The following is a 24,037-nucleotide window of genomic DNA, read 5'->3' on the forward strand; positions in this document are numbered from 1 at the left end:
CTAGAAATGATTCATCTGTAAATCAATAATCTAGGTTTTGGACAAAATCCTTGTTGACGTCCATCTCTGACTGAGGAATAGCAAACACGCGACGAAAAGGCTGAGACACTGGCTTGGCAGTATAAGCATCCTCAAAAGTACCAAACCGAATCATCTGCTGTCTACGTTCTCCTTCCCAGTACATCTCATGACTGATCTCTTCATATAGCACCGCCTCATCTATATTCGTCAAAGCTGTTCCAAAAAACTGGTTTCCATCTATATCAATACTCCACCGAGAGGTACGTAGCAAATTGATATCCGCTAGTGCAGCAGTCAAATCACCTTTTCTAAATTTCGCCTCTGCTCGCATAGTATATATGCCCCCAAGCCTAAACAATGGGATATTAACACCTCCTGTCCCTCGCTCGTTCTCTGCATCATACTCCTGCTTGAATACTCGGACACCACGATTAATTTGGTCTTGAGAAAATGCTGCATCACCCGCTACATCAAAGTTTAAACCTGCTGTAAAGTCCATCAACAAGTCAGGTGTCTTCTCAGTATAAAGTGCCTGTACCAATACACGAGAAGCATCTACGGGATCAAACTCGAAGGCTCCATCACTAATAATGGGGCCGTACTGTTGTCCTTCTATAAAACCTCTATTGAAGTGAAAAACACCATCATACGGAAGGCTCACATCTGTCCCATCGTTTCTAAACACTTCTCCTCCATTATTCGTCGTGTGCTTATGAAATCGAGGATCATCACGGTTGTCATCCCATGTTGCGAAAAAGTCAGGTGTAGTACATGAAGCATTTGATCCCCGGTTATTGTCAGGGTTAGCTTTCTGATTTCTACCCATTGACAAATACGTAAAATCATTCTGACCCGTATTCCCTCCACTATTGCTTTGGATGTAGGCTAAGATATGTTCTGGGTTATTGTTATTACTGACATCAAAAATTTCGAAGTAGTCTCCCTCCAGTGAAAAAGCCCCTGAGTTGATGACCAAATCGGTATACTCTATCACTTTATCCATATACCCACTACTTACAAAATCAAAACTAGAGTTAGGGTTGTATCGATCCTCATACACCGCTTTATTCAGGTAGATTTTGGCCAAAAGTGCATAAGCCGCTTCCTTAGAAAACCTGCCAGAATCAGTACCCCTAGTACCATAACTAGCCAAATCAGGAATTGCTTCTTCTAGGGTCTCGATACATATATCTATCGCCTCCTCACTCGTCAAAATACGTGGTGCGCTACCAAAACTCAAATCATACGGGTCTCTGTATGGTACCTGACCAAACAAGTCAACTATATTGAAGGTATACAGTACCCAAAGTGCTCGTGACTCCGCCAAGTACAAACTAGCCTCTTCGGTTTTGCTATCCTTGATAACCTCAATCGAACTGGCAGCCTGAGCCACCGCTTGATTCAGTCTAATCCATATACCCTCAGGCACTACACTGGCAGCACTCCATCCAAACTCATGTAGCTCTTTCCATTTGCCACCATCTCTCCAATCTTCACCTCTCACGGGCAACAGTGCCTCATCGGTGCTAAACTCCTGCAATGCCCATACGCCACCATAATCAGCAAATACATTTTCCTGCTTGGCATACGTAGCTGCTAACAAAGAGGCCTCTATGCCCTCGACAGTTTCGATGTCTTCAGGGACGATTTCGTCTATCACGATTTCTTCCAAGTCAGTACAACTCGTAGCGACCAAAAGAAAACTCAAACCCCACAGGGTAGTTGATTTAAACATTTTATTAAACTTCATGGTTTCTTAGAATTTAATAGTTGCACCTAATAAATAACTTCTTGAACTCGGGTAGCTGGCATAGTCTATTCCTAGAGACGTATTACCTCCTACATTTTTGCTGGTATTGACAGATGGATCAAAACCCGAATAATCCGTAATAGTTACCAAATTTTGACCTGTCGCATAGAGGGTCAAATTCTTCAACCATTTGATATTGGCTGTATTGAACGTGTAGCCTATTCGGAGATTGTTGAGACGGATATAATCTGAACTCTCGAGATAATAATCAGACACACGAAGTGCATCATTCACAGACTGTCCAGAATTCAGCTCGTCATTCGTCACGTTTTTGCTAGACAAGAAATTGGACATGTGATCTGTCGCCAGCTTGGTATTGTTGAAAATATAAGCTCCAGTCTGCCCAACAACGGACATAGACAAATCAATATTCTTATACCTAAACATGGTATTAAACCCATAGGTAAAAGTCGGCAATGCACTCTCAGTAACCTTCTTTTCATCCGAGTATTGAGAGATTCCATTTTCATCAAAACCTAGATGCTCATACAAATTGAATGATCCTGCGGCAGAGCCATTTTTGTAGATATTGACTGTCTCGCCTGACACTCCAGAACCAGACACATTGCCTGATAATATCTCTGTAACTGGCAGATTTTTGACCTCATTTTTGAGTGTCGCTCCATTAAAATCTACGGACCAGGACACATCATTACTCTGGATGATTTGGCTACCCAACATGAACTCAATACCTGAGTTGACAATTTCTCCATCCATATTTGTCCATACACTAGAGAAGTTAGGCTGTATGGCTGGGAGCAAAAGAATCGCATCTGTAGTTGCCTTGTTATAATAGTCAATGCTACCGTAAAGTACTCCTCCATAAAGTTGAAAATCCAAACCAAGATCAAACTGCGTAACAACTTCCCACTTCAGATCAGGGTTTGCTGTACGAGTATATGTCACTCCATTGACTAATTCGCTATCCTCGCCATTGAGAAAATAGCCATTGCTAGAAGTCGTAGAATAAGTCTCCTGTGTCACCTTGTTAGGCACTTCTTGATTACCAGTCTGTCCCCAGCTCGTTCTTAGTTTCAGCTCATTCACGATATCAGAACCTGCTAGAAAGCCTTCATCACCGATATTCCATCCTAGGGCAAATGATGGAAAGTAACCATACTTGTTGTTGTCCCCGAAACGGGTCGAACCGTCAGCCCGAATAGATGCCGTGACTAAATATTTTCCTTTGTAGGTATAGTTTAACCGTCCGAAATACGACTGCAATTCATTGATCTCCGCAAAGCCTGTCGTCTCGATTGCCTCTTGGTTAGATGCTACGCTCGGGTTGTTGGCAGGATCGACTCTGTCGTCATCTAGTTCCCTGAGCCCAAAAGTGGTTCCTGATCGCTCAAATTTTTGATACGAAAACCCTCCCAATACATCCAGTTTAGAATTACCAATGAGTTTGCTATAGGTCAGGTACTGCTCTAGCAAACGATTATAGTTCTCAAAGTTCTGCTGGTAGTAGGCTCCAGAAGATTCGATCTCGGTTGTATTAGGATAGAAAGTAGTATTTCGTTCCGAAAATGAGCGATCTATTCCATAATTAAGCTGATACTCTAGCCCATTGATGATTCTAAAGTTAGCCTCCACATTGCCCAAAACTCTGAGTGTCCGCGTCTCATCCTCATGAAAGTCTAACATATAGATAGGATTGTAACTACCCTCTGTATCAAAATCGAAGAGGTCCCCATTTTCATCATAGACTGGTCTCGTAGGGTTGGCCTTGAGTGTATGCGTGATTAGTTCTCCTGTCGCACCAGCAGTTTCACTAGTCGGTACTGCATTGTCGATCGTTTGAGAAGCCGTCAAATTCACCTTCAATTTCAACCGCTGGTTATCCATGAATGACTCCATCACATTGATACGTCCAGAGATTCTTTCAAACTCACTCTGCTCGATAACTCCCTCTTGATCCATCTGACTAATAGACGCATAGTAATTGCCCGAATCTGTTCCTTTGGAAAATGACAAGCTATTGCTAGTCGTCATCGCTGTTCTAAATACCTCATCTTGCCAATCGGTAGAGACATTAGGGTCATAGACTTGGCCAGGATTGTTCTCTGCATAGGTCTTTGCATCCAAAAGATCCAGTTTTTTAGAGACCGTAGATAGTCCTACATAACTATCCAAAGTCAGCGTACCTTCGTCCTTTCGCCCCTTTTTGGTAGTGATGATGATGACCCCATTAGACCCTCTGGCGCCATAGATGGCAGCAGCAGACGCATCCTTTAGCACACTGATAGATGCTATATCTGATGGGTTCAAAAAATTCAACGGGTTTTTGGCTCTAGAGCTACCGATTCCCGAATCGGGACCTCCCGGGCTGACACTGGCGTTGCTAAGTGGCACACCATCCACGACAAACAGCGGTGTACTACCACTACGAATAGACCCTGCACCTCTGATCATCACGTCGACACCTGCGCCCGGCTCCCCACTAGAACTAATCACACGTACCCCAGGAGATTTACCTTGTAACAACAGTTCTGGAGAAGTGTTAATTCCCTCTCTGAAATGATCACTATCCACTTTATCCAAAGCTCCTGTCACATCAGCCTTATTGGTCGTACCATATCCGATCACGACAACTTCCTGTAGACTCTCTAAACTCGGGAGTAGTTGAATCACCATGTTTTCATCAGCACTCACCGATTCCGAATCATAACCAATAAATGAAAACACCAATGTCTGATCACCTGTTAACATATCGATGCTAAACTCTCCATTGATATTAGTCACTACACCGTTAGTAGTACCTATTTGCAGCACATTGGCTCCTGGTAGTGGCTCGTTATTTTCGTCCACTATTCGACCTTTTGCCGTCCCTACTACGGCATCCGTCGGGTTGTTTTTCCGGATCAAAACCAATCGATCGGACACCGCATAACTAAAGTCCGCCTCTGCTGACAACTCGTCCAGTACCTCTCGTAATTGTTTTCCTCTATGTACAATAGAGTATGTCATTTGATCCTCGATCACCTTCTCTCCGTAGCTGAACTTGTACCCAGTTTGTTCTCCCAGATGAGAAAAAATAGTAGTCAACGTAGCATTTCTTAACGCTACACTGACCTGTGGTGACTCACTATTGGCCCATACTGGACCAGCAGCTAGCAAAACTACCAGCATGAATACCAAACATGCCGTTGCTTTTGTTTTATAAAAAATTATATTTGAATACATTATTTAAGTATTTGTTTTTACAATGCTTTGATTTAAGACCGTAGTTGTTGCACCAACTGCGGTTTTTTTCGTTTCTATTTAACTGTGATTATTTCTTCATACATTTCAATTTTTAGGTTACCTGTTATATAATTTAATTGCTCTATCACGCTACTGAGTGTAGCATCATGACTAATAAATACCGTAACAGGAGTCTTCAAATCCTCTTGATTCTTTACCTGCGCTTTAACACCGAATTTGTACTCAATCACACTCAGCACTTCACCGAGTGAGGTATTCTCCAGTTGAAGATCTCGTCGATACCACCGCGTCATATGACTATTTGTCAAAGTCTTTTTACTCAGGCTAGAGGTTGCTCCAGCGAAATAAGCCTCTTGGTTGGGGATCAAATCGACACTTTGATCTTGGGATTTCACATTGACTTTCCCAGTATGAACCGTGACCGTACAGTTGTCTTCTTTCAAGTCTATGTTGAAGGATGTACCCAGCACAGTAGTCTTAATCTGTCCAGATGATATCACAAAGGGTTTTTGGGGATTGCGAGCTACATCAAAAAAGGCATTGCCTCGGATTAAAGTCACTTGGCGCGTCTTGCTATTGAAATCTGGCGCACAGGACAGGGCAGAATGTGCTCCCAAGTATATCATTGTGCCATCTACTAAACGGACAGAATCCATTTGCTTTCCTGAGGCAAACATCATTGTTTGGCTTTCTACCTCATCGCTATCCAACCACAAAAACACGCCTATCAATAAGACAATGCTTGCCGCTATGGACATCCCCCACTGGAGCGCATAATGTTGTATCACCTTAGGCTCTTCATGCTCTATCTGATTGGAGATCGTCTCAAACATCCGGTTGGACAATTCGTCCTTGTCCCCCAGCACAGCATTATCCCACGCCTCTTCCGTTCGGTAGGCTTCCGAAAAATCATCTAATAACTTCTCCTCTTTGACGGTTGTCCTTTTCTTGAAAAATTTATCAATTAGAACCTCCAATATGTGGGAACCTTGCTTCATAGTAAATCTCTTATTCGAAGGAGAGTACCGAAGGGAGGCCGATCGTACTATGCGTAGATATTATGAAAAGATGAAGGAATCATTAAGTTAAAAAAGCAACATCTGATCAATCATACCAACCTTGCTACACATCTTGCAGATCCAAACGGAGTTGTTTGAGCGCTGAAGAGATTTGATTTTTAACGGTTTGATTAGAAAGTGCCAGTTCAGAGGCAATTTGCTCTACGCTCAGATCATGAATCTTATTCATCAGGAATATCTCCTTTCTTTTGCTGGGCAGCTTATTGATAGAAGTATAAAGTGACTGAGTAAGATCCGAATCATCTATTACCGAAGGGTTCTCTATAACAAAGTCCTCGAACCTAGACTCCAAAACTTCTTTAGAGAGCTTTTGATCTCGATAGTTTTTGAAAATCTGATACTTGACGGATTGAAACAAATAAGTATCCAATTTCTCAATAGAAAGTGATGCCCGTTTATTCCATAAAGAAACAAATAAATCCTGTACGATATTCTGAGATAGCTCACGATCCGCCGATAACTTAAAAGCGTAGAGGTACAATTTCTCCCAATAGCGACGATAAATCGCCTCAAATGCTACTTTACTGTCCTTTTTCAGTAGCTCGATTAACGCCGTATCACTCGATGAATGCATAGAGGTAACAATATTCAGATTAGTTGTCAGCACAAGTTATCTGGATACTATTACAAGCTCTTTATGTCAAAATTATGTTTTCGTGAAATCTAAATTTGATAAATCGATTTACTAAACTAAAACTGCTCGTAGTACGCCTGTAGCCGCTCATCCTTCTCTCCTGCTTTGATTTCGTCTAGTAGATCATTGACGCCATCGAGATCCGACATCAGGACTAGCCCTTGATAAGCAGCCAATCGGGTGAAATAGGTCGGGTGATTGCGTGCAATATCACTGTACAAAACGACCGCTTCTTTGCGACGAACCTCCGAGGCGTTGACGAGCTTTTCCGAATACACTTGGAGCAAAAAGTAAAGCGCTTCGTCATCCACGACCATGGCTTTGTCCGCAAACCACTGGAAAGAAGCTTCGCCAGTCCGAGTCAGATAGTACTCTGACATGGCCAAAACGACATTGATATTGGTCTCTTTAGAAAAAATTTGCACCAATTCCTCACTTACCGTCTCCCCATTTCGGAGCAGAAAAGTCATAGCGGTGCTTTGTACCAGGAATGACGGATCGTCCAAGGCTGCTACGATCTTGTCTTGGTTCTCTTCAAAATCCGTCTCTGCCAAATAGGAAATCACATAACTCCGTACATTGGAGGACTCATGAGTATAGGCTTGATCTAGCAGTGCTTGATATTTCTTGGGTTTGATTTCCTTTTCTATCATATAGTCTAAAGCAAACTCCTGAATAATGTAATGCGGGTCTTGGAGTGCTTGCGTCAATATCTGCTGGATCAGTTTCTTGTCCGTGATCTCATCTAACGACTCTACCACTTCCAGTCGACTCTGAAAACTCCGAGAATGCGTCATCTGAAAAGCCAAAGCTTCAGGAGACTTAGCATGCGTCACCGTACCCAGTAGCTGTCGCTCGGTATCAAAAACTACCAGCTCTGGCTCTTTGGTCAATGCAAACTCATAAGTCTCTACAGCCTCTTCCAAAATAATCGGGTAGTTGGCGCTTTTTCCCTCAGACCAAATCTCGACAAAGAGCGGCAGCTTGTACACTGGAGAGTCATCTCCTTGCACCTGCTGTACCAGCAACGTCAGCGTATCATTTTCGTACGTCTCGCTCACCATGATCTCAGGATGACCAGGAAAAAAGAACCATTGGTCAAAAAACCAATTCAGATCCTCTCCACTCACCTCCTCAAAAGCCATTCGGAGATCGTTAATCTCTACGGAAGACAGCGCATTTTGGGTCAGGTATAGGTTGAGTCCTGCGAAAAATGCTTCATCTCCTAGATAGTTTCTCAGCATGTGAATCACCGCGGCACCTTTATTATAAGAGTGCGTATCGAACATATCTTCTCTATCCTCATAGTAGAACCGGATGAGATCCTTAGATTCCTCCTCCGCTTCGTCTAAGTAAGCTTCTCGATCATTCAGCAGGTTGTAATCCGCCTCGTCCACTCCATATTTGTACTCATTCCATAGGTATTCAGAGTAGCTGGCAAAGCCCTCATTCAGGGTCAAGTTGGACCAAGATTCGCAAGTCACATAATCTCCAAACCACTGATGAAACAACTCATGGGCGATAATATCATCCCAGTTAAAATCTAACAACTCCTTTTCTTGCACCTGCAGCCCTTCCATGAACACTGATGCGGTGGTGTTCTCCATAGCACCTGAGACATAGTCACGCACTACTACCTGATCATATTTTGGCCATGGATAGTCCACACCCAGCTTCTCAGAGAAAAACTCCATCATCTCTGGCGTATGACCAAAAATCGCTTGTGCATCTGCCTCGTATTTCTTTTCCACATGATAAGAAACCGAAATACCTCTCCACTGATCACGAATCACAGCGTATTCTCCTACCGACATCATAAATAGGTAGGGCGCATGAGGGATATCCAAAACCCATCTATCCGTTCTCGTGCCATCACCATTGTCCTTTTGGCTGGTCAAAATCCCATTAGAGAGTGTATTGAATTTGTCTTGAACAGTCATCGCGATGGACTGTGTACAACGCTCGTTAGGAGCGTCTATGGTTGGGAACCAAACGGAACTCGCCTCGGTCTCGCCCTGTGTCCATATCTGCTGTGGTTTGTTAGGATCTTTTCCGTCAGCATTGATAAAATACAGCCCTTTATCCTCAGTGATGGCTTCACTACCTCCTGCTGGTAGTTCGTTGGGTTTGGCGATATAATCTATAGCTAATTCTAACGTGTCAGTCCGCTCATAGATGCGGTCTAAACGAATCTGTATTTCAGATCCGTCATAGTCATAAGTCAGTTTTTTAGTCCCGCCCTGACTATCTAGTAACATGACGGATTGGATTGCCATGGCTTTTGCGTCTAGCGTCAAATCCTCCTGTGCATAAAAATAAGGTTTCAGACTCAGTTTAGCCGTACCAATCAACCGCTCCTTCTCCCAATCAAAAGAAACGGCCAAATCGGTATGTAGCAGATCAAAATACCGCGTCTCGGACGCGCGGTAGGACACAGGTACGGCATAGTCCTGAGAGACTGTATCAGACTCAGTCTCTTGCGCAAATAACTGCACATGACCAATAGATAACAAAACAACAATAAAGAGAAACGAGATCTTTCGCATAGAGGTAATAATTAAGCTCAACCCGAGCCATGTGTAATGATGTTCAAACGAAAATAGGGCATTCAACCCAACTAGCTACAATGTAGTAGCAAGTTAAAAATTTAGACCCTAAAACGACAAGAGATAAGATAAGGTTAAAGTCTCCCTGTGTTTAGTCAATAATTACTATTTTCGCCAGTCTAATAATATATATTCAATGATTGATTACAACAGACTTAACAATATTTCGGGCTGGCTCATATTCGCACTAGCAACCACCGTATACGCATTGACCGTGGAACCTACTGCCAGCTTTTGGGATTGCGGAGAATTCATCGCCGTGTCGTACAAACTAGAAGTACCTCACCCACCAGGGGCCCCCTTCTTTCTACTACTCGGTAGGTTGTTCTCCTTCCTAGCAGGAGGAGACCGAGAACAAGTGGCCTACTGGATCAATATGCTCAGTGTATTGAGTAGTGGTTTCACGATTTTGTTCCTCTTCTGGTCAATCACGCACATTGCTAAAAAACTAGTCCCTAGCGAAGAAACATTAACCAACTACCTACTGATCATCGGTAGTGGTGTAGTAGGTGCATTGGCCTACACGTTCTCAGACTCATTTTGGTTCTCTGCTGTAGAAGCAGAGGTATATGCCATGTCTTCGTTCTTTACCGCGTTCGTGGTTTGGGCGATCCTCAAATGGGAGAACATCAAAGACCCTTCAGACGAAAACAGATGGATTATTTTGATCGCCTATATGGTAGGTCTATCTATTGGTGTTCACTTGTTGAACTTGGTCACACTACCTGCACTCGGCCTGATCTACTACTTCAAGAAAAGAGAAAAAGTCACCCGAAATGGCATCATCGCTACCCTCGCCATCAGTGGCGCTATCGTGATGATCATCATGAGTGGTGTCATCCCTGGTCTACCGAGTATGGCCAGTGTATTAGAAATTTTCTTTGTCAACAACCTCGGACTCCCATTTGGTTCAGGTGTTATCTTTTTTGCTGTCGTGTTCTTAGGAGGGCTCATCTACGGAATCTATTATTCTATCAAAGCAAAAAAAGTTACACTCAATACCATCTTGGTTGCCTTTGCTTTCATCATCATAGGTTACTCATCCTATTCGATCGTCTTGATTCGCTCGACGTACAACCCTCCTATTGATGAGAACAACCCTGAGGATATACTCAGTTATGTATCATACCTCAAACGTGAGCAATACGGCAGTAGACCACTACTCCATGGCCAATACTTCACTGCCGAGTTAGTGGGGCAAGAAAAGGGAGATGCTGTCTATAGAAAAGGCAAAGAAAAATACGAAATCTCCGACTACAAACTGGAATACAAATACGATCCAAAACAGACAACCATCCTACCGAGAACCTACAGTTCGCAACCAGGTCATGTCCAGAAATACCGTGAAGTTTTAGGACTAAAACAGGGAGAGAAGCCCAGCTTTAGTGATAACATCTACTTCATGCTAAGGCATCAGATCGGCACGATGTACTTCCGCTACTTTATGTGGAACTTCGCTGGTAGAGCCTCCGACATACAAGGAGCCACTTGGCTCGGCATCTTCGATGCACTCGAAGAGGTACCTTCTTCACTAGCAGAAAACAAAGGGAGAAACGCCTTCTTCATGATCCCACTCTTTCTGGGCATCATCGGATTGATCTTTCAGTACTACAAAGACCCAAGGAACTTCTCCTTCGTCGCGATGTTGTTTTTCCTCACAGGTGTGGCAGTGGTACTTTACCTCAACTCTCCTCCTACTGAGCCTAGAGAGAGAGACTATATCTATGCAGGATCCTACTATGCTTATGCTTTCTGGATCGGTTTAGCTGTGATACCGCTATCGCTAGGATTGAAAAAAATAATCAAAGCGGGTAATGTCGCTGCGATCTTATCCATCTTACTATGTCTATCCGCTCCTGCGATCATGGCGAGTGAAGGATGGGATGATCACGATAGATCTGACAGATATTTCTCTGTAGACTCTGCGAAGAACTTCCTAGCCTCATGCGAGGAAAATGCAATCATCTTCACTGGTGGTGACAATGACACCTTCCCACTGTGGTATGTACAAGAGGTCGAAGGATTCCGAACAGACGTTCGTGTGATTGTACTCAGCTATTTCAATACAGACTGGTACATCGCGCAGATGATGCGTGACGCCTATGAATCTGAGCCATTGCCATTTGGACTGAGCCTAGATCGCTACGCACAGGGCGGACTCAATGACTACCTACCGCTAGTCGAGAGACAAAACATCAAAGGAGGTATGATGAACGCTGAGCAGTTCATCAAACTGATCAACGATGAGCACCCTGCTCTTCAGGTACCGACATCTATCAGCAAGTACAACTCAGTCCCTGCGAAGAACTTCTTCCTAGCTGTAGATACTGCGAGTGTAACGGCTAAAGGAATCGTCCCTGAGCAATATCAAAACATGCTCGTAGATAGAATGACATGGAGTATGAAAGGGAGTGGTCTAGAGAAGAAAGATCTTGCTATACTCGATCTCATAGTCAACAACAACTGGGAACGCCCGATCTACTTCAACAACACCTCCGCATCGAGTGTCAACTTCAATATCAAGAAATACATGATGCAAGAAGGAAATGCTTTTAGACTATTGCCAGTAGAGAACCCAGCAGGTAACGAAATGATGGTCGATACAGACAAAATGTATGACAATCTGATGAACAACTTCCACTGGAGAGAGCTGGATAATCCTGAGGTATACTACTCAGAAGATTACCGCAACTTCATCCTCAACCATAGAGCGACGTTCAACACACTGATAGACGCACTGTTATTGGAAGGAGACAAAGAACGTGCACGCAATGCCGTGATGAAATGCCTAGAGGTCATGCCTGATGAGGCAGTTAGATTTGACCACTTCAGCGTGCAGCAAGTTAACTATCTCATGATACTCGAAGAAGAAGAACTTGCTATAGACATGGCAGAAAAAATCGGTACACGTGCAGATGAAATGCTTGCCTATATGTTTGACAAAGGAATCACCAATAGATTCGATCTACAGAAAAACCTGATTTCGCTAAGCGAGCTAGCCCGAACCTTCAGATCAGCGGACAACAACGAGCTAGCACAAAAATATGAAACACTATTCCGCAACTACTATGGCATGATAGAGTAAGCCAAGGACGGTTTCATCTGTGGCTAGTACTGAAATAGATTGACAGATTTTAGTGAAAATTATTTTAAGCCGAGGGGAAATATCTCTTCGGCTTTTTCATGCGCCTGTTCCTTGGAGATGGTGGTGTACTAAAAGCAAAAAGCCAAGACTCATACGAGTACTTGGCTTTTATAACCAACCATTATTATTTTTTCAAAAACTTATAAGCTTCTTTGAACTGGGTCTCTTCATCTTCTATGATTAGAAAATAATAACCTGATGAATAATTTCTCAGGTCGATCTTGTATTTGTCTTTCCCAATAGATTCGGCCTGCACATCTACTGTATTACCGATCACGCTATGAAGCTGGAAAGTAACTTTCTTTAGGTTGGAATTTTCGATATTCACTACAATGAAATTAACTGAAGGATTGGGATAAATATCGATTTGATTGGTGAGGTCTAGTAATTCGTCTGAGTAGACAATGACCTCTGAGTTGGAAGCAAATACTGCTCTCGTATCAGCTAACTGTCCCTGGGTCACCAAGGCAGCACTGCTCAAAACGAAACATAGTATAACTGCTTTTAACTCCATATATATTACTTACTAAAAACACTGCTGCAGATTTTACGAAATACTTTCGTAATGGTTCAAATGAATATAGTTAAATTATTATTAATATCCGAAGACCCCTTAGACTAAAACTAAGATAACTGTCAAAAAACAGAAAAGCTATCTATCTACTTTTTAGACACTTAAGCACTAATGGGGTTTTAGTGATAAGATCCGATGCGATCAAAGACTCCTCCGCCCCCTCTGCTAAAAACAAATCTCCTGCACGACCATGAACAAAACAAGCTACCAAAGTAGCCGACAGACTATCATACCCCTGAGCCAAAAAAGCAGTGACCATTCCCGTCAGTACATCCCCACTACCACCAGTGGCCATACCTGGATTACCAGTCGAATTAAAAAACAGACGCCCATCTGGGGTAGCCACCGTACTATGCGCCCCTTTGAGTAATACAATCGCATCCAACCGCTGTGCCAGTTCCATTTGCAACGCCAATTTATGCGCATCATCATCCCACTCCCCTACCAACCGAGTAAACTCTCCTGGATGAGGGGTCAACACACTGCCCTTAGGCAGATACTCTAACCATGTCGGATGTTGACTCAATATATTCAATGCATCTGCATCCAAAACCATCGGGACTTTACTCGACCCTATAAGCAGCTTTAGTCGCTTGGCAGTTTCGTCCTCCGTACCTATACCTGGCCCCACACCTATGGCATCAAACCCTTCCAGATCATCGAACTTTTCATTGACCTTACTATTCTTATCTGCACGTACCATTGCCTCAGGTGTCGTCGACTGTAATATATCTACACCGCACTCAGGTACCTGCATCGTCAATAGCCCCACACCAGATCGGAGACATGCCTGTGCGGCCAGCACCGCTGCTCCCATTTTGCCAAAACTCCCTGCCACAATCAAACTACGACCAGCATCTCCTTTGTGTGCATATTTTTTTCTCGGGATCAAAAGAGACTTTATGAATGCTTCAGTCAAAAAATACTGCTGCACAGCGACCGAACGAATAAACTCTTCACTCAATCCAATATTGATCACGTCCAACCGTCCAGTATGTACATCATTCTCAGGCAACAATTGTGTCAACTTAGGAGACTGAAATGTAATCGTATGACTCACCTCCATCACTGCCCCCTTACCATATCGCGTCTCACAGCCCAGTCCCGAAGCGATATCTACAGCAATCACATCTTTCGCCATACTGCGGTTAATTGCTTCGATACATTCTGCATAAATCCCCTCGACGGGTCTCGATACGCCCGACCCAAACAAAGCATCTATGACCAAATCTCCATTTTCAATAGTAGGAAAAACGACCATATCACTGACCCATACAGGCGCTAGCAACCCTTTGAGTTTTTTCAAATTAGACTGAAAATCAGGCGTCCCCTTTTCAACATCACCAAGGAGGTACACCTCCACGTGATAATCAGCGTCTAATAACAAACGGGCAATAGCCAATCCATCTCCTCCATTATTTCCCGTCCCACAAAAGACCTTAACAGATTGATCTTTCGAATAGTCTCTCAGAAAAGCCTGAACAAAACACGTAGACGCTCTCTCCATTAAATCAATAGAGGCAATGGGTTCGTGCGTAATCGTATATTGATCTGCTTGGCGGGTTTGTTCGGCACTAAAAATCTTGAGACAGAGATTACTATTCATATAATTCAAATTAAAAAAAGCCCAATTTAAAGAATAATGTCCCCTGACTGATTGCCTTAATATTAAGAAAAACTACATCAACGGTTAACATGACTACTACGCTCTAAACTTTGTACCTATAAGCTGAGTCATTCTTTATTGATCAATAAAATAAGGAATATATAAGAACATTCTCCTGCCAAATCACACCTTTTTCAAGGTAATGACACTCCCAACTGTCCACTTATTTTAGCTTCAAACGAAACATAACAAACTGTATTACAGACTGTAACAAAACCATACTTCCACCCTCATCCACCAATCCACTACTACGAATAGTTTCTTTATTCTCTTCGAGAGACATTTGATTCACAATGCCTGAGGTTTGACCGGTTGGCTATTTGATTGATTATGAAAGCATGAGAGAGTGAATCTGCAAACCGACAAGGCTTCACTTAAAACTAATTACTATGAAAAAAAACAAAACGAACCTCAACTGGAAGACGGCTACCGTCATGGCCTTACTCGGTCTGGCGGTCATGTGTCCTAGCACCCGTCTCTCCGCGCAGTACATTCACACGAATGGCACACAGATCGTAGACGAAAACGGAAACGACATCTACTTCACCGGCATGAATCTCGGCAACTGGCTGCTCTGGGAAGGTTACCTCATGATGGGTGATTTCAATTACCGAACACACACGCAGTTTTTCAATTCCGTCAAGGATGCCTTCGGTGGTGATCTCAATCAAGCCATTGAATTTGAGCACCAGTGGCGCATGAACTACGTCACCGAGCAGGCCATCGCAGATCTCAAAGGCCTTGGATTCAACTCGGTACGTGTGCCCTTTCACTACAACCTCTTTTGGGACTACAACAGCAACGCACCCTCAGACCGAGGTTTTGCATACATCGATCGCTTAGTCAACTTTTGCCGTGCACATGACATGTACATCCTACTCGACATGCACGCTGCTCCCGGCTACCAAAACCCCGGCGACCACTCGGACAATGTCAACTCCAACGCCAGCCAACCGCGCGAGACGGTGACCTTCTGGGATGGAAACAATGTCAACATCGCAGCTGATGTATGGCGTCACATTGCGGACTACTATCAAAACGAACCCGTCATCTGGGGCTATGACTTGATCAACGAGCCCGTCCCCCAGCCTGGTCGTGAGTTCGAACTGATGGCCTCCATGATCACCATGCGAAATGCCATCCGCCAAGTAGACAACAACCACATCATCGTGGCAGAAGGCAGCTGGTGGGGCTCGGACATGCAAAAACTAGACTGGATGGATCCCGAAACACAAAACCAAAGTGGCATCAACTACCGCTGGGACAACAACCTCGTCTACCAGACACACCACTACTCCAATGACGTCTCGGCACTCAACGGCCGACTCGCCATCTGCAACAAACTCAATGTCCCCATGATATTGGGGGAATACGGTGAAAGTGACAACAACAACTTGCGAAACATGACCGATTGGTGCATCAACAACGACGTGGACTACTTCCCATGGTCATTCAAAAAAATGTCGCACGACAAAACGCTCTGGACCATCCATCCCAACGGCCCATACAATGACCTCAAAAACTTCATCAACAGCGGAGGCAATCCACCTGCCAATATCTACAACGATATGATTGCCTTTTGTCAAAACAACATCGCCAACGGAGCGCCAGGGCTCACTTGGGATCAAGGCTGGTATGAAGCGGTTAAAAACAACACAGCCGTGAATCTACCCGGAACGGTACAGGCCGAAAGCTATAGCACCATGAGCGGCATCCAAACAGAAGCATGCTCCGAAGGAGGAGAAAACATCGGCTATGTAGACGCAGGAGATTGGGCAGACTACTCCGTCAATGTCACGAGTGCGGGCAACTATCAGGTGCAATTCAGAGTAGCGGCAGATGGAGCTGGCAGCAAAAGCATACAGCTGCAAGCCGGAGGCACTACCGCCACGGCCAATTTCAGCGCCACAGGCGGATGGCAAAACTGGACGACAGTCTCTACCACCATTTGGCTGAGTGCGGGAAGTCAGACGGTGCACCTCTATTTCCCGGTATCGGGACTCAATGTCAACTACGTGGCATTCTCCCCTGACGGAGGTACGACAAACCCTGACCCCAACCCGACAGCACTACTGATCCAAGCAGAAGACTACTTCCAAATGTCTGGGCTACAAACTGAAAACACCTCTGACACCAACGGTGGACAAAACGTCGGCTGGATCGATGGAGGCGACTGGGCAGGCTACAATGTCAACGTCCCAGCGACGGATACCTATACCGTCAGCTACCGTGTCGCTTCGCAAAATGGTGGTGGACAGATCCAACTCGAAGGATTCGGCGGAGGAGCAGTCTACGGTACGATGAATGTCAACGCCACAGGTGGATGGCAAACGTGGACGACCGTCTCTCATAGTGTACAGCTCACAGCTGGGCAACAGCAGTTGGCCTTGGCCTTCCCTTCGGGTGGATTCAACCTCAACTGGTTCGAAATCGCAAGTGTATCGGGGGCAAGAACAGCCAATACAGGAGCAGATATACTGAGCCAATCGAGCCTCACCTGCTATCCTAACCCGACCGCTGATCAGTTGACACTACAGGGGTTAACGGCTGATGACTCACACCTGAGCATCTACAGTCTGGATGGACGCATGCAGCTGGATCAGTCGCTCTCAGGAGCCTCCGAACTCCGCATCGATGTGTCGGCACTGAATCCAGGCGTATTTGTGCTGCGCATCCAAGGAGCTACCGGAGTACACTGCATCCGGTTCGTCAAAAGATAGTAATCCTGAAGTAAACCCTCCATACCACATGGCATCTGGGTTTTAATCATTCTTAGTTTAGAAGCCCCCGAGAGATTGGGGGCTTTTTTTGATGTAATCTCCACAAAAACAGTCTTGTTAGATAACCTGATCTCACGCACGACTCCTTTGCCCCTACCGTTAGACACACACACCCCCTTATGCATAAGTAGGTAATCGAATCATTACTATTTTTCACAAAAAAAAGTATCTTAACGACAATTTAACAGTTATCGAAAGAACAATAAAAGACTTATTAATTATGTACAAAATTGAACAAAAAGATTTTGGGTACTACCTCACTTTTAGTGGCTTTATCAAAAAAGAAGAAATGGAAGAGTGGTACAAAGAATCTCTAGCCTTGCTAGAAAAAGCCCCTGCTCATTTCGGTGTGTTTGCAGACCTGAGAGACATGAAACCTCTCCCTGCAGAAAGCCAAAGCGTCATGGAAGAAGGCCAAAAGAACTACAAACAAAAAGGGATGGTGCGATCTGTCGTCGTATTAAGTAGTTCGATTCCTACCATGCAGTTCAAAAGGATCGCAAAAACTACGGGAATCTACCAATGGGAAAGATACATAGATGCTTCTAACAACAAAGACTGGGAAGCAACTGGTATCAACTGGATCAAAGACGAGATCGACCCTGATGCAAAATAATTCATTAAAGAGTCAGCATATTGCCATTATAGGAGCTGGCGTGTCGGGTATTTCGGCAGCAAGAGTTTGGCAAAAATGCGGCTATTCAGTCACAATATATGAGGCCTCCGATCAGATCGGGGGCCAATGGAACATGACCTACCCAGGTGTCCGGCTGCAAAACACCGCCCCGCAATACCAGTTCTCCGATTTCCCCTGGCCATTTACTCCTGATCGTCACCCGACTGGGGAGCAAGTCTTGAAATACATGCATGCTGCGGTTGCAGCATATGGTATTGAGGTCAAGCTCAATCACAAAGTGACTCAAATGGTCAAGCAGGATATCGGTTGGCAATTGACTTTTGAAAACGGAACGCAAGGGAATTTTGCCTATGTCATGATAGCGACAGGCCAATACCCTGGAGGAGACAAAAAGCATAAGCCTCGTTTTGAAAACATCGATTCATACCGAGGAGAGGTCGTAACCAACATCAATTCCAAAGAAGTCTTCAAGGACAAGCATGTGGCCGTCGTAGGGTTTGGCAAGACGGCTCTCGATTTTGCAGCATGGAGCGGCGCAGTAGCCCAAAGCACGCAGCACATCTTTAGGACTCCAAGGTGGACCATCCCCGATCATTTATTAGGGATTGACTACACTCGGCCTTTTTTCTCTCGCTTTGGCAGTGACATGATGCCGTCTTGGTGCCATAGCTCCTTGATCCAAAACTTGCTGCACAAGAAACTGACCTTTGTGGTCAAGTCTTTTTGGGGCTTTATAGCTACGCTCTTTCAGTATCAGCACCGAAAAGATGCAAAGTTAGGCACACTTGACCCAAGCGTATTGGACTTGGTTTTCCCTCCCAAATCACAGTTTGTTCCGGATTTGAGAAGTGCCTCGGCAGTAGCTCCGAATCACTACTATGAATACGTCGCACACCAGCGCATCATCCCTTACCGAGGGGAGGTTGCTTCATTTTTTGAACATGGACTCATCTTATCCGATGGTCAAAAAATAGAAGCCGACATGGTATGTATCTGTTGCGGCAATGAGGCACCTACCTACGGTTTCTTACCCGAAACGTACGCACAGTACCTCCGAGTACATGGAGGGCCGTCACTCTATCGCCATCAGATAGACCCTCGGATTCCTGATCTGGGATTTGCGGGGTACAATCATGGGTTTATGCACATCGCACTATGTGAGATGGGTACGCTATGGCAAATAGCCGCACATCAAAAAGACCTCCAGTTGCCTTCAGAGACAGAAATGCTCGCCTCTGCTCAGCGTGTTTCCCAGTGGAAGATAGCGCACTCCTCCTATGAGTCTACATTCAACATCGCTGTGAGCACGAGGTATCAGCAACATCTAGATATTCTGCTTCAAGACTTGGGCATCTCTCAATGGAGAAAGCTCCCCAATGTACCTGCCGAAATATTCGCGCGCTACGACCCTACCGACTACAAAGGAGTCGTAGAAGAGTATTTGGCAAAAAGTGCAAAGAGAAAAGCCAAAGGCCAAGTCAAACATGTCATGCCAGTCGATGCTTAGATCTAGTTTATGCCTGTCATGTAGCTTAGCTCATCAGTCATGAATAATCTTATCCCTGTATCTATATCGTAGCTGTCATATAGATCTGGGGATAAGGTACTCTTAGTATGAATGCTTTGACTATACTGGGAAGTAAAAATAGGTAAAGGTGAAATATGGCAATCTGAAGAGACAAAAGCCTATTTACTAATCTCGACTTATCATTTTCTGGGTGTACAAGTCGTTTTTAGAGGACATGAGCAAGGCAAGAAAAAGAGACTTTCAATGACGACCTAGCAGGAACATCATCATATAAAACCCTATTGGATATAGATAAGTTTTCAATATTTTAAATCGAGAAAGCCCTCTTCCAAACGCACCACTAACATTGATATCTTTATTAGCAGTGGAACTATGATAAACAGGCTAATTCTAAATAGATTTTCATTTTGATTGGTTCAATATTATTAATCGTGCGATTGCACTATCACTAAATTTAGTGATAAGATTTGGTAATTACCCCCCTATAAATAGTGGTATTTGCCTGTCTCCTCATCTTTTTTTTACCGAACAATTGATTTGTATAGTGATGACTATATTCTTGCGTTTTAAACAACAAATAAAGAAATGAATAAAACAATACAGAAAATAGCAATCATAGGTTTGCTATTTATTTCAGTTAGTTGTAGTAATGACGAGGTTCTACTACAAGAAGATATCCAACAAATAAAGCCTATGGATATCGAACTACTCGAATCATCAATTAATGATAATGATGGTATAGAGCAAGGTAGATTATTCGCAACGGAGACTTCAACGTTTTGGTCTCCTTCTGATAACCCGAATGATCCAAATTCATCATATTTTTATCTCGAAGGGGATCAAGTGATAGAAAAGAAAGGGGGTGAAACCGTTGTGACTTTTTCAGTTTATTTTCAAGGTATAGATTTCCTATATATATATGATGATTCTCGTGATCTTAGTATGGCTTTACCGACATGGAAACCTAATGATAAAGCTAGTGTTTGGTTTTTGCATGATGATTTTGGAGAATGGGTGGAATGGAAATCATATATATATGAAGTAGATCCATGCGAAAATGATACAGAAGCGCCTATTTTTAATCGTGAATGTGAATATAGAACTGGTTTATTTGGTGGTTGGTCTTGTGAAGTTGTACTTGTATACGCAGAATTCCCGACGTATGTAAAAAGCGAGGCATCCAATTTAGCAACACTAAAACTTCTCTTTGATTTGACTGATAATTGTGACAATGGACTTACAGTTATAGAGCAGACGCCAGCTCCCGGTACAGCAATAACCAAGGCTGGTGTCAATTATATTGATTATAAAATTTCAGACAGCAGTGGCAATATTCTTGAGGTTACGATGCTTTATGATTACCGTCAGTACCAGCCTGGAGTCCCGTTTTAAGAATTGGTGAATTTTTTCATGAATTTGTGTACCTCTAGTCCTGAATAAACGATACAGTTTTTAAGGATATAAAATATTAGATAGCATCGGGATCTAATTCGATGCTATCCAATATTTTATAGTTTCTGATTTTGTTGGTGCATAAAAACAGGGCTGTTGCATATAGCAACAGCCGACGTATACAAGAGACGAAACTTCCAATTTGGCGGCACTAAAACTTCTCTTTGATTTGACTGATATTGATTATAAAATTTCAAACAGTAGTAGAAATATTCTTGAATTTATGATTATCAGTAATGACTGGAAAGAAAAAGACTGCTCCTCTAGTCATAGCATCCGCTCGATTTAAAGATAACTGATTTCAATTGTTGCTTCTCCCCTCTATTTTCCTGGTATTTACAATGCGATGGATAAGGATATGAATTGATGAAATGTCAGACAAATACACGGCTTATGACTCGAGGATTTCATACTTCCTCACGATTGCCTGCTGAGTAGATTGTGTGCAGGTTCATTATACTGGCGTCATGCGGTTACTCGCATCGATAATACTAAACTAAATGAGCGCGCTTTTGCAACAGCGCGCTAGGAAAAATCTTCACTCAACCACATAGTTCAGACAAAAATACAGCCTTACCTATCCACTTCGCCCATGACGATATCAATGGAGCCGATGATGGCGACCAAGTCAGCGATCATGTGTCCACGTGTGATATCTGCCAGTACGGAGAGATTGGAGAAGCTACAAGCTCTCGCCTTGCAGCGCACAGGGATGTCGGATCGACCGTCTGTACGGAAGAAAAAGCCCAGTTCTCCTTTTGGGTTTTCGGCACGGACGTAGAAGTCCTGCGCTTTGGGTCTGATCTTCTTGGGCACTGCCGCTCTCGGATCAAAATCTTTGGTGCGCTTGTGTGCTTTGGTGAGCTGCTCTAGGCTCTGCTCGATGATCTTGACAGATTCTTTGACCTCCTGTACTCTGACGAAGGTTCGGTCCCAACAGTCTCCCACTTGTCCCATGGCTCCTGTACCTACGGGAATATCAAAGTCTAGCTCCGGATAGACCGAGTAGCCGTCGACACGACGCAAGTCGTACTTCAATCCCGAACCACGTAGTACGGGGCCTGTTGCCCCATAGCTAATGGCTAGGTTGCGAGGCAATACGCCGACGTTGGCGGTACGCTCTACGAATATCTTGTTGTTGATGAGGACATCATCCAATTCTTTGAGTTTCGGTTTCAGGTAACTGATGAACTCCATGCATTTCTCCTCGAACCCTACAGGTAGATCGTAAAACAAGCCCCCTACCCAGATGTAGTTGTAGAGCATACGTGCTCCACTGATCCACTCCAGCATACGCAGGATGTGCTCCCGATCACGCATCACCCACAAGAAGGGGGTAAACGCTCCAATATCCAGTCCATAAGTACCTATCGCCACAAAATGCGATGCGATGCGATTGAGCTCCGCGACCAGTACACGGATGTACTCTACCCGCTTTGGGATGTCGTTTTCTATGCCGAGCATTCGCTCCGCTCCCATCACAAAGGCATGTTCTGAGTTCATCGCAGCGACATAGTCCATGCGGTCTACGAAGGGTAGCCCTTGGTTGAAAGGTACCGACTCGGTGTGCTTCTCAAAGCATCGGTGCAGGTAGCCCATGTGCGGCACCACATCCACGACGATCTCTCCATCGGTGACGACCTCCAGTCGCAATACACCATGTGTAGAGGGGTGCTGTGGCCCGATGTTGATGATCATCTCCTCACGAGTCAGGTCTGCCTCGGTGTATTTGTTGGGAGCAGACTCGTTGAGGTTTTCTGGACGGTATTTGTATTCTATGGCTTGGCTCATGATGGATCTTCCTCCTCTCTGATGGTTTTCATGCCTCGGTATTCTTCGGGCTCTACATAGTCTTTGCGCATGGGGTGTCCCTGCCAGTCTCCTGGCATCAGGATTCTCCTCAAGTCGGGGTGCCCGACGAATTGTATCCCGAATAGATCATAGGCCTCCCTTTCGTGCCAATCGGCTGTTTTCCAGAGCTCGGTCATCGAGTCTATTTCTGGTTTTTCTCTATCAAGGGTCACTTTGAGCATGAGGGATTGCTCCAGTGGGATCGAGTACAGGTTGTAGACGACCTCCATGGTATTGACCTCTGGCCCATTGTCGATGGCCGTGAGGCAAGAGAGCATATCGAAATACGACTGGTCATTGTCACGAAGATAGAGACACACATCCTTGATGTAACCTGGCGCAATGAGCAATGCCTTGGGCGTTGCATTTTCGTCCACACCGATCACGACTGCTTCGCCGATACGATCCTGTACAAGGGTTTTGAATTCAGCTATTTCCATTAGTCTAGATTTTCTACGATTTCGCGCAGGCCTTCTGGCTCTCTCAAGGTTTCTTTTTCTATTTTCTCTCGGAGCTTCAATATCCCTCCGATCAGTGCCTCGGGTCTTGGAGGACATCCAGGCACGTAGACATCTACTGGGATGATTTTGTCGACTCCTTTGACGACATGGTAGCCATGCTCCCAGTAGGGACCTCCACAGTTGGAGCAAGAGCCCATCGAGATCACATAGCGTGGTTCGGCCATTTGCTCGTAGAGTCGTCTGACTCTGTCGGCCATCTTGTAGGTCACCGTACCTGCTACGATCATCACATCGGACTGTCTAGGACTGGCACGTGGGATCACGCCGTAGCGATCCAAGTCATAGCCAGACGCATAGGCACCCATCATCTCGATCGCACAACAAGCCAAGCCAAAGCCCATAGGCCAGATACTGGACAGTCGTGCCCAATTGGTGATATCTTCGAGGCTGCTGATGACTACCCCGCCGTTGCTGAATTTTTGATCGAGTAAACCTTTCATTTCTTTTTTAGATATTAGATTCTAAATGTTAGATATTAGACTTTGGGAATACTAGAATGTACATGCTCTGTCTCAATCTAGTCTCTGGA

At 44.3% G+C, this 24,037-nt stretch carries 15 protein-coding genes; 5 read left to right on the forward strand and 10 right to left on the reverse strand.

Features of this window, described 5'->3' with window-relative positions:
- Nucleotides 1-22: 22 nt before the first annotated feature.
- From BUB99_RS11785 to BUB99_RS11805, 5 genes are all read right to left on the reverse strand, one after another.
- Nucleotides 23-1,771, reverse strand: coding sequence for a RagB/SusD family nutrient uptake outer membrane protein (locus BUB99_RS11785; RefSeq protein ID WP_073122719.1), 1,749 nt, complete (start codon nt 1,769-1,771; stop codon nt 23-25).
- Between the two features lie 6 nt (nt 1,772-1,777).
- Nucleotides 1,778-5,014: a SusC/RagA family TonB-linked outer membrane protein gene (locus tag BUB99_RS11790; protein ID WP_073122720.1), complete on the reverse strand. Its 3,237-nt coding sequence runs from the start codon at nt 5,012-5,014 to the stop codon at nt 1,778-1,780.
- 74 nt (nt 5,015-5,088) lie between these two features.
- Nucleotides 5,089-6,033, reverse strand: a complete 945-nt coding sequence (locus tag BUB99_RS11795; protein ID WP_073122721.1) for a FecR family protein — start codon at nt 6,031-6,033, stop codon at nt 5,089-5,091.
- Between the two features lie 124 nt (nt 6,034-6,157).
- Nucleotides 6,158-6,688: an RNA polymerase sigma-70 factor gene (locus BUB99_RS11800; protein ID WP_073122722.1), complete on the reverse strand. Its 531-nt coding sequence runs from the start codon at nt 6,686-6,688 to the stop codon at nt 6,158-6,160.
- 116 nt (nt 6,689-6,804) lie between these two features.
- Entirely contained in the window at nt 6,805-9,294 is a 2,490-nt protein-coding gene (locus tag BUB99_RS11805; RefSeq protein WP_084190523.1) for a M1 family aminopeptidase, read from the reverse strand.
- Nucleotides 9,295-9,490: 196 nt separating this feature from the next.
- On the opposite strand from BUB99_RS11805, the gene BUB99_RS11810 reads away from it, so the two are divergent.
- Complete coding sequence (locus tag BUB99_RS11810; RefSeq protein ID WP_073122723.1) at nt 9,491-12,439, forward strand: glycosyltransferase family 117 protein; 2,949 nt, start codon at nt 9,491-9,493, stop codon at nt 12,437-12,439.
- Nucleotides 12,440-12,623: 184 nt separating this feature from the next.
- Here the strand turns inward: BUB99_RS11810 and BUB99_RS11815 are convergent, their stop codons facing one another.
- Both BUB99_RS11815 and BUB99_RS11820 read right to left on the reverse strand, forming a co-directional pair.
- The gene (locus BUB99_RS11815; protein ID WP_073122724.1) at nt 12,624-13,013 is read right to left on the reverse strand and encodes a T9SS type A sorting domain-containing protein; all 390 of its coding nucleotides are present in this window, start codon (nt 13,011-13,013) and stop codon (nt 12,624-12,626) included.
- Nucleotides 13,014-13,155: 142 nt separating this feature from the next.
- The gene (locus tag BUB99_RS11820; protein WP_073122725.1) at nt 13,156-14,679 is read right to left on the reverse strand and encodes a bifunctional ADP-dependent NAD(P)H-hydrate dehydratase/NAD(P)H-hydrate epimerase; all 1,524 of its coding nucleotides are present in this window, start codon (nt 14,677-14,679) and stop codon (nt 13,156-13,158) included.
- Nucleotides 14,680-15,128: 449 nt separating this feature from the next.
- On the opposite strand from BUB99_RS11820, the gene BUB99_RS11825 reads away from it, so the two are divergent.
- From BUB99_RS11825 to BUB99_RS11840, 4 genes are all read left to right on the forward strand, one after another.
- Nucleotides 15,129-17,459 (forward strand): carbohydrate-binding protein, encoded by a 2,331-nt coding sequence (locus BUB99_RS11825; protein WP_073122726.1) that lies wholly within the window; start codon nt 15,129-15,131, stop codon nt 17,457-17,459.
- Nucleotides 17,460-17,739: 280 nt separating this feature from the next.
- Nucleotides 17,740-18,135: a hypothetical protein gene (locus tag BUB99_RS11830; protein WP_073122727.1), complete on the forward strand. Its 396-nt coding sequence runs from the start codon at nt 17,740-17,742 to the stop codon at nt 18,133-18,135.
- Complete coding sequence (locus tag BUB99_RS11835) at nt 18,125-19,663, forward strand: flavin-containing monooxygenase (RefSeq protein ID WP_073122728.1); 1,539 nt, start codon at nt 18,125-18,127, stop codon at nt 19,661-19,663. The genes BUB99_RS11830 and BUB99_RS11835 overlap by 11 nt, the downstream gene beginning before the upstream one ends.
- Before the next feature lie 606 nt (nt 19,664-20,269).
- Complete coding sequence (locus tag BUB99_RS11840; protein WP_073122729.1) at nt 20,270-21,076, forward strand: hypothetical protein; 807 nt, start codon at nt 20,270-20,272, stop codon at nt 21,074-21,076.
- 633 nt (nt 21,077-21,709) lie between these two features.
- Here the strand turns inward: BUB99_RS11840 and BUB99_RS11845 are convergent.
- The 3 genes from BUB99_RS11845 to nuoB are packed head-to-tail and all read right to left on the reverse strand — an operon-like array spanning nt 21,710 to nt 23,948.
- On the reverse strand, nt 21,710-22,927 hold the full coding sequence (locus tag BUB99_RS11845; RefSeq protein WP_084190525.1) for an NADH-quinone oxidoreductase subunit D: 1,218 nt from the start codon (nt 22,925-22,927) through the stop codon (nt 21,710-21,712).
- Nucleotides 22,924-23,427, reverse strand: a complete 504-nt coding sequence (locus BUB99_RS11850; RefSeq protein ID WP_073122731.1) for an NADH-quinone oxidoreductase subunit C — start codon at nt 23,425-23,427, stop codon at nt 22,924-22,926. The genes BUB99_RS11845 and BUB99_RS11850 overlap by 4 nt, the downstream gene beginning before the upstream one ends.
- On the reverse strand, nt 23,427-23,948 hold the full coding sequence (gene nuoB / locus BUB99_RS11855; protein ID WP_073122732.1) for an NADH-quinone oxidoreductase subunit NuoB: 522 nt from the start codon (nt 23,946-23,948) through the stop codon (nt 23,427-23,429). The genes BUB99_RS11850 and nuoB overlap by 1 nt, the downstream gene beginning before the upstream one ends.
- Nucleotides 23,949-24,037 lie beyond the last annotated feature (89 nt).

The organism is Reichenbachiella agariperforans, from assembly GCF_900142205.1.
Classification (GTDB): domain Bacteria; phylum Bacteroidota; class Bacteroidia; order Cytophagales; family Cyclobacteriaceae; genus Reichenbachiella; species Reichenbachiella agariperforans.

Coding starts and splice junctions, on each gene's coding strand:
- BUB99_RS11845 (WP_084190525.1), bottom strand. CDS start 22,927: ATGAGCCAAGCCATAGAATACAAATACCGTCCAGAAAACCTCAACGAG.
- BUB99_RS11850 (WP_073122731.1), bottom strand. CDS start 23,427: ATGGAAATAGCTGAATTCAAAACCCTTGTACAGGATCGTATCGGCGAA.
- BUB99_RS11825 (WP_073122726.1), top strand. CDS start 15,129: ATGAAAAAAAACAAAACGAACCTCAACTGGAAGACGGCTACCGTCATG.
- BUB99_RS11790 (WP_073122720.1), bottom strand. CDS start 5,014: ATGTATTCAAATATAATTTTTTATAAAACAAAAGCAACGGCATGTTTG.
- BUB99_RS11795 (WP_073122721.1), bottom strand. CDS start 6,033: ATGAAGCAAGGTTCCCACATATTGGAGGTTCTAATTGATAAATTTTTC.
- BUB99_RS11840 (WP_073122729.1), top strand. CDS start 20,270: ATGAATAAAACAATACAGAAAATAGCAATCATAGGTTTGCTATTTATT.
- BUB99_RS11800 (WP_073122722.1), bottom strand. CDS start 6,688: ATGCATTCATCGAGTGATACGGCGTTAATCGAGCTACTGAAAAAGGAC.
- BUB99_RS11815 (WP_073122724.1), bottom strand. CDS start 13,013: ATGGAGTTAAAAGCAGTTATACTATGTTTCGTTTTGAGCAGTGCTGCC.
- BUB99_RS11820 (WP_073122725.1), bottom strand. CDS start 14,679: ATGAATAGTAATCTCTGTCTCAAGATTTTTAGTGCCGAACAAACCCGC.
- BUB99_RS11785 (WP_073122719.1), bottom strand. CDS start 1,771: ATGAAGTTTAATAAAATGTTTAAATCAACTACCCTGTGGGGTTTGAGT.
- nuoB (WP_073122732.1), bottom strand. CDS start 23,948: ATGAAAGGTTTACTCGATCAAAAATTCAGCAACGGCGGGGTAGTCATC.
- BUB99_RS11835 (WP_073122728.1), top strand. CDS start 18,125: ATGCAAAATAATTCATTAAAGAGTCAGCATATTGCCATTATAGGAGCT.
- BUB99_RS11805 (WP_084190523.1), bottom strand. CDS start 9,294: ATGCGAAAGATCTCGTTTCTCTTTATTGTTGTTTTGTTATCTATTGGT.
- BUB99_RS11810 (WP_073122723.1), top strand. CDS start 9,491: ATGATTGATTACAACAGACTTAACAATATTTCGGGCTGGCTCATATTC.
- BUB99_RS11830 (WP_073122727.1), top strand. CDS start 17,740: ATGTACAAAATTGAACAAAAAGATTTTGGGTACTACCTCACTTTTAGT.